The organism is Bradyrhizobium sp. WSM4873, from assembly GCF_055811355.1.
The window spans coordinates 24,007-39,189 of sequence record NZ_JBVVPS010000014.1; the positions used below are offsets into that span (position 1 = coordinate 24,007).

Genomic DNA, 15,183 nt, shown 5'->3' on the forward strand with positions numbered 1-15,183 from the left:
TAGGAACCGACCTCACGCGACTGCGTTTGCCGCCGGAGCCTTTCCCGCGCTAGGCTCTGTCCCGGGGCTTCCCAACCGCCAGTGGCTTGCCGATGAATCTGCTCGATCCACAAGGGCCTGTGGCTGCGGCCAACAGCACCATCCTGGTCGATTCCGTCTTCATCATGCTCGCGATCGTGGTCCCGACCATCATCGCGATTTTGGCCTTTGCGTTCTGGTTTCGCGCCTCGAATCCGAAAGCAAAATTTCAGCCCGACTTCGTCTATTCCGGGCGGGTGGAGATGGTGGTGTGGGCGATCCCCGCGCTCACCGTGATCCTGCTCGGCGGCGTCGCCTGGATCGGCTCGCATCAGCTCGATCCCGCGGCACCCGTGCCTGGCACCGGCAGTCCGGTCCGCATTCAGGCCGTCTCGCTCGACTGGAAATGGCTGTTCATCTATCCGGACCAACGCATCGCTACCGTCAACACGCTGACGGTGCCGGCGGGTGCCGAACTGAATTTTCAGCTGACGTCGTCGAGCGTGATGAACGTGTTCTTCATTCCGCAGCTCGGCAGCATGATCTACACCATGAACGGCATGGTGACGAAGCTGAACCTGCGCGCCGACAACGAAGGCAAGCTGCAAGGCCTGTCGGCGCATTTCTCCGGCGACGGCTTTCCGGACATGATGTTCGACGTCAACGTGATCTCGCCGCTCGCCTTTCCGGAGTGGGTCGCGACCACGGCGAAGAGCGATGCCGTGCTGAACGAGGACAGCTACAAGAAGTTGATGCAGCAAGGCATCGAAAAGGGCAGGCCGACCTACCGGCTCGACGATCCCCGGCTGTTCGACCTGATCGCCACCCAGCACATTCCGCCAGGACCAGGGCCGGAGCTCGCATCCGAAGCAGGGCGGCCGCACAGTGGAGGCCATGATGCTCGGTAAGCTCGATTGGTCGGCCATTCCGTTCGATCAACCCATCCCGCTGATCGCAGGCGCTGTGGTGCTGGTCGGGATTCTCGCCGTGCTGGCCTGGGTCGTGGTGAAGGGGCATCTGCCCTATCTCTGGCACGAGTGGATCACCAGCGTCGACCACAAGCGGATCGGCGTGATGTACATCCTGCTGGCCTCGGTGATGCTGCTGCGCGGCGGCAGCGACGCCATCATGATGCGGATCCAGCAGGCGGTGGCCTACCAGTCGCAGGGCTATCTGCCGCCGGAGCATTACAACCAGATATTTTCCGCACACGGCACCATCATGATCTTCTTCGTGGCGATGCCGTTCGTGATCGGACTGATGAATCTCATCGTGCCGCTCCAGCTTGGCGTGCGCGATGTCGCTTTCCCGACGCTCAATTCGGTCGGCTTCTGGCTGACCGCGACCGGCGCGCTGCTGGTCAATCTCTCGCTTGTGATCGGCGAGTTCGCCCGCACCGGCTGGCTCGCGTTTCCGCCGCTGTCGGAGCTGTCCTACTCGCCGGGCGTCGGCGTCGATTATTACGCGTGGTCGCTGCAGATCTCCGGCGTCGGCACGTTGGTGGCCGGCATCAATCTCGTGACGACAGTGCTGAAGCTGCGCACCAAAGGCATGAACTATCTGCGCATGCCGATGTTCTGCTGGACCACGCTGGCGTCGAATCTTCTGATCGTCGCGGCCTTCCCGATTCTGACGGCCACCCTCGCGATGCTGCTGCTCGACCGCTATCTCGGCTTCCACTTCTTCACCAACGAGGCCGGCGGCAATGTCATGATGTTCATGAACCTGATCTGGGCCTGGGGGCATCCCGAGGTCTACATCCTGGTGCTGCCGGCCTTCGGCATCTTCTCCGAGGTGGTGTCGACCTTCTCCGGCAAGGCGCTGTTCGGCTATCGCTCGATGGTGCTGGCGACCATGGCGATCTGCGTCATCTCCTTCATGGTCTGGCTGCATCACTTCTTCACGATGGGCGCGGGCCCCGACGTCAACGCCATCTTCGGCATCGCCAGCATGATCATCGCGATACCGACCGGGGTGAAGATCTACAACTGGCTGTTCACGATGTATGGCGGCCGCATCCGCTTCGAGACGCCGATGCTATGGTCGATAGGCTTCATGGTCACCTTCATCATCGGCGGATTGACGGGCGTGCTGGTCGCGGTGCCGCCGGCCGATTTTGTCCTGCACAACAGCATGTTCCTGGTCGCGCATTTCCACAACGTCATCATCGGCGGCGTGCTGTTCGGCGCCTTCGCCGGGTTCGAGTACTGGTTCCCCAAGGCGTTCGGCTTTCGCCTCGACGACCGCTGGGGCAAGCTCGCGTTCTGGTTCACTTTCCTCGGCTTCTACGTCACCTTCATCCCGCTCTACGTCGCCGGCATGCTGGGCATGACGCGCCGCATGCAGCACTACGACGTCGCGGCGTGGCGGCCCTGGATGCTGATTGCAGCTGTCGGCATGGCCGTGCTGACGATTGGCGTAATCTGCCAGATCGTGCAGATCGTGGTCAGCATCCGCAACCGCGAAGCCCTGCGGGACCGCACTGGCGATCCCTGGGACGGCCGTTCGCTGGAATGGGCGACGTCGTCGCCGCCGCCCGTTTTCAACTTCGCTTTCAATCCCGATGTGCGCGGCGAGGATGCCTACTGGGACATTAAGACACGTGGCCAGCAGCAATCGCTCGATCATGATGCGCCCGAGTATCATGACATCGAGATGCCCAGGAATTCGCCGACCGGCTTCGTCTGCGCGTTCTTCGCCACGGTCATGGGCTTTGCGCTGATCTGGCACATCTGGTGGATGGTGATTTTGGGCGGCATCGGAGCGTTCGCGACCTTCGTCGTGTTCGCCTGGCGCGACCATGACGAATACGTCATTCCGGCCGAGAAGGTCGCGGCGATAGACCGCGTCAATCTCGAGGAGCGGCGCAATCTTGTCAGCATGGCGGGGACAGTCTGATGTCAATGACCGCAACCGCCGGCCATGCGCACGCCGATCCCCATCACATCGGCCTCGTCGTCGAGCATCCGGGCCCGGCGCCGAAGCGCATCGTGACCGCCTATGGCTTCTGGATATTCCTGCTCTCCGACATCGTGATGTTCTCCTGCTTCTTCGCGGCCTATGCGGTGCTGGCCGACCAGACCGCCGGCGGCCCGAAGGGTTCGGAGATCTTCGAGCCGCGAAACGTCGCGATCGAGACGGTCTGCCTGCTGCTGTCGAGCTTCACCTGCGGCATGGCCAGCATCGCCGCCGATGTGCGCAATCGGTTCTGGTTCTATCTCGGGATGGCCGTGACCTGTTTGCTCGGCCTCATCTTTCTGGTCATTGAGTTTCGCGAGTTCGCCGATCTCGTCGCGCGAGGCTATGGCCCATCGCGCAGCGCGTTCCTGACTGCATTCTTCTCCCTCGTCGGCTGCCACGGCCTCCACGTCTCGGCCGGCATATTGTGGCTGCTCACCATGATGGCCCAGGTTTTTGCGAAGGGCTTTCGTGCCGACGTGCTGCGCCGGATGATGTGCTTTGCGCTGTTCTGGCACGCGCTCGACATTGTCTGGGTCGGAGTTTTCTCCGTCGTCTATTTGCTTGGGAGTGGCGTATGAGCGATCAGACGCATATGCCGGCCGACCATGACCTCGCGCCGGGCGATGAGGAGCAACACAGTGTCGGCACGCGCGTCCTCGGCTACGTGGTCGGTCTTGTTCTCGCGCTGCTGCTGACGGCGACGTCGTTCTTCATTGCCGGCACGGATCTGGTCTGGCAGCCTTCCATTCCCGTCGCACTGATCGTGCTGGCGATCGCGCAGATGGGCGTGCACCTCGTGTTCTTCCTGCACATCACCACCGGCCCCGACAACACCAACAACGTGCTGGCGCTGGCCTTCGGGCTGCTCGTCGTGTTCCTGGTGGTCGGTGGTACTGTCTGGATCATGGCGCATCTGAATGCGAACATGCCGGCCATGGATCAGATCATGCCGATGCGTCACTAGGGGCGCGCAAAAAAGAAGAGCCGCTTTGTGACAAGCGGCCCAAGTCTAGGGAGGAAACGCCCGAGCAAAGCAATCGGGCCGGAGCCGGATTGCCGCCAAGGAAACGCTCGCGCAAAGCGCTTGCGTACGCTTACAAATGCAGCAACTCCCGATAGAGTTCAATTCCGGATGAATACTGTCTCCGGCTGCCGCTCACGGGTGCGTGATGGGCGTCGTTATTTCGGCCGCCGGCAATTGTAGGCCTTGCGGAAGCCCGCAGCCTGGGCGTCGTCCTCCGAGCAGAACCAGCGGTCCGGCTTGGTGGTCGCGGGGTAGCTCGGGCAGCCGCGTAAATGGTAGATGCCGATATTGCCGGTCACGCGCGCGCGCACCGCAAGCTTGCCCTTGATGCCACAGCTCGGCGGCATCGTCAGATCATCGGGAAACAACACCGCCCGAATCTCCTTGTCGCGGTCGGCGCGGCAGGCGGCGCCCAGGAGCGCGCCGTCCTTCTTGCCGGTGCGGAATTCTTGCGGCGCAACAAAGCAGCCCTTCCAGATTCCGGCCGAGGCTGATTTGGCGTCCGCCGCGGCCGACTTGACGTTCGCCTTGACCGGCTCGCGGGCAATGGCATAGCCGAGCTTGACCAGCTGCTCGTTCAAGCTGGTCTTGTCGCCCTCGGCCGTGCAGATCGCGCGGTGACGCTTGCCGAAACTCTTTTCCGGTCCGACATCGTCGCAACGCACCGATCGCTTGCCGATCAGCTTGGCGAGCTGGTCGCGGGCCTCGATGCCGCAGGTCGAGGGATCGGCGTGGTCGTCGATGCAGACCTGGTCCAGCTCGGGGGCGTCGACGCCGTCGAGGCGGTAGGTGACGTCGCCAAGCTGGATGGCGTTGCCGTCGCGGACCGTCGCGGCGGCTGTCAGCGCGGAGGCGGGGCCGGTCGTGCCCAGAAATCCGAACAGGGCGAAAAAGAAAACGAGCGCAAAAGCGCGGGCGTTGGCAAAGGATTGTCGGAAGGACATAAGGTCTCGCTATCGATGGCTCGTACGCCCCGTTCCTAGCATCCGGATGTGGCGATACCAATGGTCTGCGCCCCGCGAAGTGCGACATTCCGGCCTCGTGGCTTTACTCGGCCGTAGCTCTGATCCTATCGTTCGCCGGCCTTGCGGAGCGGAGGCCGAATCGCCCGGGAAGCGGCGAAGGGAGGAAAAATTTGCGATGAAAGACCCCGTGGACGTCCTAATCATCGGCGCCGGCGCTTCAGGCGCGGCGGTGGCGTGGTCGCTGGCCGAGACCAAGATGCATATTCTCTGCATGGAGCAGGGCGGCTGGATGAACCCGGCGGAATATCCCAGCACGGGCCGGGACTGGGAGGCCAAGTTCTACGGCGAGTGGTCGTCCAGCCCCAACGTCCGCGGCCGGCCCGAGGACTATCCGATCAACGACGACAACTCGCCGATCAAGGTCGTCAACTACAATGCGGTCGGTGGCTCGACGGTGATGTACACCGCGCACTGGCCGCGGCTGCATCCCTCCGATTTCAAGGTGAGGACGCTCGACGGCGTCGCCGACGACTGGCCGATCGACTACGACGCGCTGACCCCGTTCTTCGAAGAGAACGACCGGATGATGGGCACGTCCGGCCTCTCGGGCGACCCGCTCTCACCGCTGACGCATCCGCCGATGCCGCAACAGCCGCTCGGATTGTCCGGCGCCATCATCGGCAAGGCCATGAACAAGCTCGGCTGGCATTGGTGGCCGTCGGACACGACGGTCGCGACCATGGACTACGAGGGCCGCGCGCGCTGCATCAATCTCGGCCATTGCACGCCGGCCTGCGCGCAAGGCGCCAAATCCTCGACCGACATTACCTATTGGCCGCACGCGGTCCGCGCCGGCGTCGAGCTGCGTACGCACTGCCGGGTGCGCGAGATCACCACCGACGAGAACGGCATGGCCACCGGCGTGGTCTATTACGACAAGGATGGCGTCGAGCAGTTCCAGCCGGCTCATGTCGTCATCATCGCCTGCAACGGCGTCGGCACGCCGCGGCTGCTGCTGAACTCGGCATCGAACCGCTTTCCGAACGGGCTTGCCAATTCGTCGGGCCTCGTCGGCAAGAACCTGATGTTCCATCCTTATGCGCAGATCTACGGCTATGTGAAGGAGCCGACCGATAGCAACCGTGCGCCGCCGACCTGCCTGTGGAGCAAGGAATGGTATGACACGGACCTCTCGCGCGGCTTCGTGCGCGGCTACGGCGTCCAGTTCGTGCGCGGCGCCGGGCCGGTGTTCGAGGCTGTCGTCAGCGAGCAGAAGGGGATATTGCCGTGGGGCGCCGATCATCACCGCATCTTCCGCAAGCTCAACGGCCACCGGCTCGGCTTTTCCGCGATCTGCGAGGACCTGCCGGAGGAGCATAACCAGGTTACGCTCGATCCGGTGTTGAAGGACAGCCACGGCATTCCCGCGCCGAAGATCGACTATACGATCAGCGAGAACAGCCGGAAGATGATGGAGCATGCGCTGGCGCGCGGCCGGGAGATTCTCGAAACCGCGGGAGCGAGCGACATCTGCGTCAACTCGCCGATCCCGTGGGGCGGCTGGCACCTGCTCGGCACGGCACGCATGGGCACCGACCCCGAACGCTCCGTCGTCAACGAATGGGGCCGCTCACACGACGTGAAGAACCTCTTCATCGTTGACGGCAGCATCTTCGTCACCTCGGGCGGGGTCAACCCGACGTCCACCATCCAGGCCCTCGCGCTCTACATCGCCGACCAGATGAAGCAGCGCCTCGCCAATTTGTTCGATTGAGGCCGACATGTCCGCAGACAATCAACTGACACACAGCCAGCGCGACGACCTCCGCGCTATCGCCGCGATGATCGTGCCCGCCAGCGACGAGTACAAGGTGCCCGGCGCCGACGACTCCGCGATCCAGGCCGACATGCTGGCGACGCTGGGGCGTGACGCCAAATTGGTGGTGGCGGCGCTGGACCATCTGGCGCGGCTCGCGGGCCAACCGTTCGCCGAGCTCGATGCTGCCCGGCGGGATGCGGTGGCGCAGGAGTTTCGCAGTTCCGGCGGTGCGGCTGCGGCCACGCTCGTCCGCGTGGTGCTGCAATGCTATTACCGCGACGACCGGGTGCTACGCTCTCTCGGGCTCGAGCCGCGCGCACCTTTTCCCGAGGGGCATGTGCTGCCGGATGGCGACTGGTCGCTGCTGGACCCGGTCAAGGCAAGGGCGGGCACGCTGCGACGGGCGCCCTAGCCACCTGGGCAGTCCAGCCTTGCGCCTCGGGCGGGGTCCCTTGCGCCTAACGGAGCAGGCCACCATTTGTGTGAGCCTCAAGGACTCCTATCATGCTGGATTTCACCTCAGATATCGTCGATGACACCGCGTCATCGCGAACGGAAACTGCCGCTCCGGTCGATGACCGGGCCCTGCTGGACGCCTATTCCAATGCCGTGATCGACGTGACCGACCGCGTCGGTCCTGCCGTCGTGCGCGTCGAGACCGGACCAAAGGTGCCGAACGGCCGCGAGCGCGGCGGGCTCGGCTCGGGCATCGTGATCTCGCCGGACGGGCTCGTTCTCACCAATAGCCACGTGGTCGGCTCGTCGAAGGAAATCCGGCTGCGCGACGTCGAGGGCCATGTCGGCGACGCCCGGGTGCTCGGCGTCGATCCCGACACTGACCTTGCGCTGCTTCGCGCCAATGGGGTGCGGGACTTGCCCTATGCGGCGCTCGGCAACTCCAAGACCTTGCGGCGCGGCCAGCTCGTGATCGCGATCGGCAATCCGCTCGGCTTTGAATCGACCGTTACCGCCGGCGTGGTCTCGGCGCTCGGGCGCTCGATTCGCTCGGTCAGTGGCCGCACCATCGAGGACGTGATCCAGACCGATGCTGCGCTCAACCCCGGCAATTCGGGCGGGCCGCTGGTGTCCTCGAACGCCGAGGTGATCGGCATCAACACCGCGATCATCAATGGCGCGCAAGGCATCTGCTTCGCGGTCGCCAGCAACACCGCGCAATTCGTGCTGTCGGAGATTATCCGCCACGGCTATGTCCGTCGCGCCTATATCGGCGTCGCCGGCCAGACCGCGCCGATCCCGCGGCGGCACGCGGTGCTAGCTGGCGTCGAGAACAAGATGGGCGCGCTGCTGGCGCAGATCGAGCCGGACGGGCCGGCGGCGAAGGCGGGCCTGTTGTCCGGCGACGTCGTGATCGGCCTCGACGGGGTCGAGATCAACGGCGTCGACGATCTGATCCGCGTGCTCGACCGCGATCGGATCGGCCGTCGGCTGGCCATGGACGTGCTGCGGCTCGGCCGCCTGCGGGCGATCGATATCGACCCGGTCGAGCGCAAGCCGGCCCGCTAGCGTGTGGGCGCCGAAGCGAGGTATGACGGTGTCATGCCTCGCTTCGGGAACCCCGCCGCATGATGCCGGCGCATGAGACCTACGATGTCATCGTCGTCGGCGCGGGCGCCGGTGGCATGACCGCCGCGGCGGTCGCCGCCGCCGAAGGCCTGCGTGTGCTGGTGATCGAGAAGACCGCTTTCGTCGGCGGCACCACCGCATGGTCCGACGGCATGGTCTGGATCCCCGCCAATGCCAAAATGAAAGAGGCGGGGCTCTCCGATAGCGTCACGGACGCCGTGCAATACCTATCGAACACGGTGCCCGAGCCCGCCAATGCGGGCCTCCGCGCCGCCTTCCTCGCGCGTGGACCGGAGGCGGTCGCCTATCTCGAGGCCAACACGCAAGTGCGCCTCCAGCCGGTGAAAGCCTGTCCGGACTATTATCCGGAGCGACTGGGCGCGACCGCGGGCGGGCGCGTGCTCGAGCCGGTCGTCTTTGACGGCACGCGACTGGGCGCGCATTTCGCGCGGCTGCGCGCTCCGCTGCCGGAGCTCACTTTGTTCGGCGGGATGACGGTCAACCGCCTCGACATCCCGCATCTGCGCCGGGCCGGAAAATCGCTGCGCTCGACTCTTCGCGCGATGCGGCTGGTTTCGGAGTATGGGTGGCAGCGGCTGCGGAGCCCGCGCGGCACGACGCTGCATCTCGGCAATGCGCTCGCCGCGCGGCTGTATGCGTCGCTGCTGGCGCGGCAGGTTGAGATCCTCTTCAGGGCCGACGTCGAGGATTTGTCGATGCAGGGCGAGCGCGTCGGCGGTGTGGTTATCCGTCACGGCGCGCGCGATCGGCTGATCGCCGCGCGACGCGGTGTGGTGCTGGCGACCGGCGGCTTTTCGCACGACGCGACCTTGCGCAAACGCTTGTTCCCACCCGCGGCCGGATCCGTCTCGGCGGCCCACACGTCCGTTACGGGCGACGGGCTCCGCCTTGCGACTGCAACCGGCGCAGCGCTCAACACGGATGCGACGAGCCCGGCCTATTGGGTGCCGGCCTCACTGTTCCGGCGCACTGACGGAGGCCGAGGCGTTTTCCCGCACATGGTGACCGACCGCGCCAAGCCCGGCGTGATCGCGGTCAATGCGGCAGGTCGGCGCTTCGTCAACGAGGCACTGTCGTACCACGAGTTCGTGCTCGCCATGCTGCGCGATGGCAATGGTGAGCCGGAGCGGCCGTTTTATCTGATCTGCGACCGTCCCTTCCTGTGGAGCTACGGCCTCGGCCGCATCAAGCCGTTCACGCGCAGTATCAGGCGCTATGCGGCGAGCGGCGAGTTGGTCGAGGCGACTGATATCGCGCAGCTCGCAATGAAGATCGGCATTAAGCCGTCGACACTCGCGGCGACGATCGCAAACTACAATTCCGATGCGAAAGAGGGCCGCGATCCGGAATTCGGTCGCGGCAGCACCATCTATCAGCGATACCTCGGTGATATCAGCCACAAGCCGAACCCGTGCGTCGCGCCCATCCTTTGCGCGCCGTTCTATGCGATGCGGATCTATCCCGCCGATCTCGGCACGGCGATCGGCATGAAGGTGGATGCCCAGGCGCGCGTGCTGCGCGAGGACGGCGCGCCGGTTGCGGGCCTCTACGCCTGCGGGAACGACATGGGCTCGATCATGAACGGCAATTGTCCCGGGCCGGGGATTGCACTGGGGCCCGCGCTGACATTTGGATATATCGCGGGGCGACATCTGGCGGAGGGAAGTGTGGCAGCGACGCCGATCGCCGCTACAACGCCGGTCTAGCCATCTCCACCGCTGTCATGCCCCGCGAAGGCGGGGCATCCAGTACGCCGCGGCCTCTCGACTTGATCACAACCTTCTCGGAGTACTGGATCGCCCGGTCAAGCCGGGCGATGACACTGAGTGTGTGGCGCCGGCTTGGTCTTACTCCGCAGCCGCCGCAAAGCGGCTGTTCTCCAGTTCCGCTTCCAGCCGCGCCTTCTCCGCCGCAGCCAGCTTGATGTTGGCTTCCTTGACATGCCCGAAGCCGCGGATCGTTTCCGGCAGCCGCGCGAGCCTCGCCAGCAGCGGGATCTGCTCCGCCTTCAGCCCGGCGATCCGCTGATCGATCATGTCGAGATAATCCGCGACCAGCTTCCGCTCGGTCCGGCGCTCCTCGGTGCGGCCGAACGGATCGAACGCGCCGCCGCGCAGGAATTTTAGTTTGGCCAGTACGCGGAAGGCATGGATCATCCAGCCGCCGAATTCCTTCTTCTGGAGGTGTCCGGTCGTCTTGTCGCGCTGTGCGAAGATCGGCGGGGCCAGATAGAACTTCAGCTTGAAGTCGCCGTCGAATTTCTCCGAGACCTTCTTGGAGAAGCTGCCGTCGGTGTAGAGCCGCGCGACCTCGTACTCGTCCTTGTAGGACATCAGCTTGAACAGGTTTTTCGCGACAGCCTCGGTCAGCTCAGTGGATGCGGGCGAGGCCGCATTCTCCGCCTTGCGCACCTTAGCGACCGCGGCGAGGTAACGGTCGGCGTAGGCCTTGTCCTGATAGCCCGTCAAAAACTCGGCGCGCGTCGCGATGATGTCGTCGAGCGACTTCGTCGGCGCGGAGGCCCGGCTCCTGAACTGCAGCACGCTGCGCACCCGCGACATGTCGTGGGCGGCGAGGCGTCCCCAGGTGAAGGCGAGCTTGTTCATCTCGATCGCGGCGCCGTTGATCTCGATGGCGCGGAGCAGCGCTTCCAGCGACAGCGGGATGGCGCCCTTCTGGAAGGCGAAGCCGAGCATGAAGGGATTGGTCGCAATCGAATCGCCCATCAGCGCGGAGGCAATGCCGGTGGCATCGATGATGTCGAGGTTGTTGTCGCCGACAGCGTCCCGCAGCACGGTCTGCATCGTGCCCATCTCGAAATCGAGATCGGGGTTTTGCACGAAGCTCGCGGTCGGCTGCAGGTCGGCGTTGATATACGCTTTCGTGGTTCCGCGTTCGGCGCGGCTGAGCGCGGAGGGACCTGCCGAGACGATCATGTCGCAGCCGAGGATGACGTCGGCGCCGCCGGTGGTGATCCGGACCGCGGAGATGTCTTCCGGCTTCGCGGCAATGCGCACATGGCTCATCACCGCGCCGTTCTTCTGCGACAGGCCGGTGAAGTCGAGCGCGGAGCAGCCGCGGCCGTCGACATGGGCGGCCATGCCGAGCAGTGCACCGATGGTGATGACGCCGGTGCCGCCGATGCCGGTGACGAGGATGTTGTAGGGGGCTTCCAGCTCACGCGCGGGTGGCAGCGGCAGGTCGGCAAACAACTGGCCTGAGTCCACCGCCGAGGTCTTGATCCGCTTGAGTGTGCCGCCGTGCACAGTGACGAAACTCGGGCAAAAACCCTCCACGCAGGAGAAGTCCTTGTTGCAGTTCGACTGGTCGATCTGGCGCTTGCGGCCGAACTCGGTCTCCAGCGGTTGCACCGAGACGCAGTTCGAGGCTTGCGAGCAATCGCCGCAGCCTTCGCAGACGAGTTCGTTGATGAAAGCGCGCTTGGCGGGATCCGGATAGAGCCCGCGCTTGCGGCGGCGGCGCTTTTCCGCCGCGCAGGTCTGGTCATAGATTACGACCGTAAGACCCTTGATGTCGCGCAGCTCGCGCTGCACGGCGTCGAGCTCGCGGCGGTGATGGACGGTCGCGCCTTGTGGGAAGTAATTGCCGTCTGGATACTTGCCTGGATCGTCCGACACGATCGCGAGGCGCTTGACGCCCTCGGCCCAGACCTGATGCGCGATCTGGGCGACGTTGAAGGCGCCCTCGGCCGGCTGGCCGCCGGTCATCGCGACAGCGTCGTTGTAGAGGATCTTGTAGGTGATGCTGATGCCGGCGGCCGATGCCGCGCGAAGGGCAAGCAGTCCGGAATGGGTGTAGGTTCCGTCGCCGAGGTTCTGGAAGATGTGCTGCTCGGTGGTGAAGGGCGCTTGCCCGATCCAGTTCACGCCCTCGGCGCCCATATGCGAGATCAAATCGGTGCGGCGAGTCGGCATGCTCAAAGCCATGCCGTGACAGCCGATACCGGCCATGGCGCGGCTTCCCTCGGGCACGCGCGTCGAGGTGTTATGCGGGCAACCCGAGCAGAAGAACGGCGTGCGCGCGAGCTTGATCGGCGTGCTGGTCGTCACGGGATTGTCGAACGCCTCGAGCCGGGCGAGGCGCTGCTCCAGCACCGGGCTGTGGTGGCCGAGCTTGCGCAGCCGCGCTACCAGCGCGGATGCAACGATGGTTGGCGTCAACTCGCCCTCGCTCGGCAATAGCGGCGCGCCGCGCTCGTCGCGTTTTCCCGTCACGGTCGGGCGCCTCGACGCATCGATATTGTAGAGGATGCGCATCAGCTGGTCTTCGATGAAGCCGCGCTTCTCCTCGACGACCAGCACGTCCTGAAGTCCTTCGGCGAAGCGCTTGGCCCCGCTTTCCTCCAGCGGCCAGGTCAGCGCGACCTTGTAGATGCGCAAACCCAAATCCTGCGCATCCTTTTCGGTGATGCCCAGATCGGCCAGCGCCTGCCGCAGATCGAGATAAGCCTTGCCGGTCGCGACGATGCCGAGCCGTGCCGGCCTGGAGTCGAGCACGATGCGGTCGAGCTGGTTGGCGCGCGCAAAGGCCTGCACCGCGGCCATCTTGGGGCCGAACAGGCGCTTCTCCGCGTCGAGCGGCGGATCGGGCCAGCGGATGTTGAGGCCGCCGGGCGGCATCTCGAAATCTTCGGGGAGCTTGATCTGGATGCGTTCGGGGTCGCTATAGATCGAGGCCGAACTCTCCACGGTTTCGCTGATCGCCTTGAAGCCGACCCAGCAGCCGGAGAAGCGCGACAGCGCAAAACCGTAGAGGCCGAGATCGAGATAATCCTGCAGCGTCGCCGGGTTGATGACGGGGATCAGCGCCGCCGCGAACACCTGTTCGCTCTGGTGCGCCAGTGTCGAGGACTGGCAGCCGTGGTCGTCGCCGGCAAGCGCGAGCACGCCGCCATTGAGCGAGGTGCCGGCGGCATTCGCATGCTTGAGCGCATCGACCGAGCGATCGACGCCGGGCCCCTTGCCGTACCAGATGCCGAACACGCCATCGACCTTGGCACCAGGAAACAGGCCCACCTGTTGGCTGCCCCAGACCGCGGTCGCCGCAAGGTCCTCGTTGAGCCCGGGGACGAAGGCAATGTCGTGCTGCTGGAGGTGCGACTTCGCCCGCCACAGTGCGTGGTCGTACATGCCGAGCGGGGAACCGCGATAGCCCGAGATGAAGCCGCCGGTGTTGAGGCCCTGAAGCCGGTCGCGTTCGCGCTGCAACATGGGCAGCCGGACCAGCGCCTGCGTACCAGACAGGAAGATCCGCTTCGATTCGAGCCGGTATTTGTCGTCCAGCTCGACCTGCATCAGCGTCATTTCAGAAGTCCTCGTCTCTTGTTTCGGCTCTTATTCGACTTGGGGTTTGCGCTGCGGGAGGGAGGAGCGGCTGCGCGACGCGAATTGTGACAGTCAAGGGCATGCGCAGACGATGTCAATATCGCTGGCCGCATCCGTGGCGCTCCTGCTGGTCATGGCTTGCTTGCTGAGAACACCATGGCTGCAAGCGCGTTCGATACCGAGATCACAGAGACGGCTGAGGCTCTAATCGAGCCGTGGCGCCACCCGCACCAGATGCTCCAGGCAGAAGTATCGCGCGGCACGGCCGATAACGTTGGTGCGCCGATAGCCCTCGACAGACGTCTTCGCGAACTCATGCCGCTGGCCGATCCCGTCATCCTCAAGACCTGAAGGTCGATCAACCTGGCGACGACTCCTATGCCTCTTGCGAGGAGGCACATCGGTGGCCGTGGAGCGGGTCGCTAACGCCACCTTCGTTGTTCCGGGGCGCGCGTAGCGCGAGCCCGGAATCCATTTCACCACGTGTTTAGCCGCCCGATGGATTCCGGGTTCGACGCTTACGCGTCGCCCCGGAATGACGACAGAGAGCGCTCATCCTTTGGGCAAATGCACGTCGCAAAGCCGCCGCACAGCGAATAAGCAGACCTCGGCTTTTCTAATAACATTCTGACAGCGCAGTAAATTTTCCTAAGCCGTTGGCTCAATCGCAATTGTACACAATGGCACGCCGCTTGCAGAACTCCCGCAGAGAGAGTTCTCGCGGGGGCCTTGAGTCATGTTGAACTCAACCAAGCCGACACTGGGTGTCATCAGCGCCGAACCGGCGCCGGTCAAGCTCGACTGGCCTGCCACCGCGCTTCTCATCATCGACATGCAGCGCGACTTCATGGAGCCCGGCGGCTTTGGCGAGACGCTCGGCAATGACGTCAGCCAGCTCGCGCGCGCGGTGAAGCCGATCGGTGCAGTGCTGAAGGCTGCGCGGGATACCGGCATGCTGGTGATCCACACGCGCGAGGGCCATCTGCCCGATCTCTCCGACGCGCCGCCGGCGAAAATCGAGCGCGGCGCGCCATCCTTGCGCATCGGCGACCCCGGTCCGATGGGACGCATTCTCATTCGCGGCGAGGCCGGCCACGACATCATCCCGGAGCTCTATCCGCTCGACAGCGAGATCGTGGTCGACAAGCCCGGCAAGGGCGCGTTCTACGCCACCGAGCTCACCGACGTGCTGGAGAAATACGGCATCGAGAATCTGCTGGTGTGCGGCGTCACCACCGAAGTGTGCGTCAACACCACCGTGCGCGAGGCCAACGACCGCGGCTATCGCTGCGTCGTCATCTCGGACGGCTGCGCGTCCTACTTTCCCGAGTTTCATGAGATGGGCCTGAAGATGATCAAGGCCCAGGGCGGCATCTTCGGCTGGGTCGCAAGCTCAGCCGCGGTACTGGAGGCGATGAAGATTTCCACATCAGCGTAGGGGCATCA

At 64.5% G+C, this 15,183-nt stretch carries 12 protein-coding genes; 10 read left to right on the forward strand and 2 right to left on the reverse strand.

What is annotated here, in order from left to right; translation table 11 throughout:
* Positions 1 to 92 precede the first annotated feature (92 nt).
* Genes AC0L21_RS19425 through cyoD form a run of 4 tightly spaced genes read left to right on the forward strand, consistent with a single transcriptional unit; the run spans position 93 to position 3,943 of the window.
* A complete protein-coding gene (locus AC0L21_RS19425) occupies positions 93 to 926 on the forward strand; it encodes a cytochrome ubiquinol oxidase subunit II family protein (RefSeq protein WP_473263422.1) in 834 nt (277 codons plus the stop codon).
* A complete protein-coding gene (cyoB, locus tag AC0L21_RS19430; protein ID WP_473263552.1) occupies positions 916 to 2,916 on the forward strand; it encodes a cytochrome o ubiquinol oxidase subunit I in 2,001 nt (666 codons plus the stop codon). Before AC0L21_RS19425 ends, cyoB begins: the two co-directional genes overlap by 11 nt.
* Positions 2,916 to 3,557, forward strand: a complete 642-nt coding sequence (locus tag AC0L21_RS19435) for a cytochrome (ubi)quinol oxidase subunit III (protein WP_473263423.1) — start codon at positions 2,916 to 2,918, stop codon at positions 3,555 to 3,557. Before cyoB ends, AC0L21_RS19435 begins: the two co-directional genes overlap by 1 nt.
* Positions 3,554 to 3,943 carry a cytochrome o ubiquinol oxidase subunit IV gene (gene cyoD / locus AC0L21_RS19440; protein WP_473263425.1) on the forward strand — a complete coding sequence of 130 codons (390 nt, stop codon included), beginning with the start codon at positions 3,554 to 3,556 and terminating at the stop codon, positions 3,941 to 3,943. Before AC0L21_RS19435 ends, cyoD begins: the two co-directional genes overlap by 4 nt.
* Positions 3,944 to 4,158: 215 nt before the next feature.
* On the opposite strand, the gene AC0L21_RS19445 is transcribed toward cyoD, so the two are convergent.
* Positions 4,159 to 4,947, reverse strand: coding sequence for a thermonuclease family protein (locus AC0L21_RS19445; protein ID WP_473263426.1), 789 nt, complete (start codon positions 4,945 to 4,947; stop codon positions 4,159 to 4,161).
* Between the two features lie 196 nt (positions 4,948 to 5,143).
* Here AC0L21_RS19445 and AC0L21_RS19450 point away from each other — a divergent pair, with 196 nt between their 5' ends.
* The 4 genes from AC0L21_RS19450 (at position 5,144) to AC0L21_RS19465 (ending at position 10,098) form a co-directional block, all read left to right on the forward strand.
* Positions 5,144 to 6,742: a GMC family oxidoreductase gene (locus tag AC0L21_RS19450; RefSeq protein WP_473263427.1), complete on the forward strand. Its 1,599-nt coding sequence runs from the start codon at positions 5,144 to 5,146 to the stop codon at positions 6,740 to 6,742.
* A 7-nt stretch (positions 6,743 to 6,749) separates the two neighbouring features.
* A complete protein-coding gene (locus AC0L21_RS19455; RefSeq protein ID WP_473263428.1) occupies positions 6,750 to 7,199 on the forward strand; it encodes a gluconate 2-dehydrogenase subunit 3 family protein in 450 nt (149 codons plus the stop codon).
* A 92-nt stretch (positions 7,200 to 7,291) separates the two neighbouring features.
* Positions 7,292 to 8,311, forward strand: coding sequence for a S1C family serine protease (locus AC0L21_RS19460; RefSeq protein ID WP_473263429.1), 1,020 nt, complete (start codon positions 7,292 to 7,294; stop codon positions 8,309 to 8,311).
* A 59-nt stretch (positions 8,312 to 8,370) separates the two neighbouring features.
* The gene (locus tag AC0L21_RS19465; RefSeq protein ID WP_473263431.1) at positions 8,371 to 10,098 is read left to right on the forward strand and encodes an FAD-dependent oxidoreductase; all 1,728 of its coding nucleotides are present in this window, start codon (positions 8,371 to 8,373) and stop codon (positions 10,096 to 10,098) included.
* A gap of 141 nt (positions 10,099 to 10,239) precedes the next feature.
* On the opposite strand, the gene AC0L21_RS19470 is transcribed toward AC0L21_RS19465, so the two are convergent.
* Positions 10,240 to 13,716: an indolepyruvate ferredoxin oxidoreductase family protein gene (locus tag AC0L21_RS19470; RefSeq protein WP_473263432.1), complete on the reverse strand. Its 3,477-nt coding sequence runs from the start codon at positions 13,714 to 13,716 to the stop codon at positions 10,240 to 10,242.
* Positions 13,717 to 13,893: 177 nt separating this feature from the next.
* On the opposite strand from AC0L21_RS19470, the gene AC0L21_RS19475 reads away from it, so the two are divergent.
* Together AC0L21_RS19475 and AC0L21_RS19480 are read left to right on the forward strand one after the other, a co-directional pair.
* The gene (locus tag AC0L21_RS19475) at positions 13,894 to 14,088 is read left to right on the forward strand and encodes a hypothetical protein (protein ID WP_473263433.1); all 195 of its coding nucleotides are present in this window, start codon (positions 13,894 to 13,896) and stop codon (positions 14,086 to 14,088) included.
* Between the two features lie 385 nt (positions 14,089 to 14,473).
* Positions 14,474 to 15,175 carry a cysteine hydrolase family protein gene (locus AC0L21_RS19480; protein WP_473263434.1) on the forward strand — a complete coding sequence of 234 codons (702 nt, stop codon included), beginning with the start codon at positions 14,474 to 14,476 and terminating at the stop codon, positions 15,173 to 15,175.
* Positions 15,176 to 15,183: the final 8 nt, after the last annotated feature.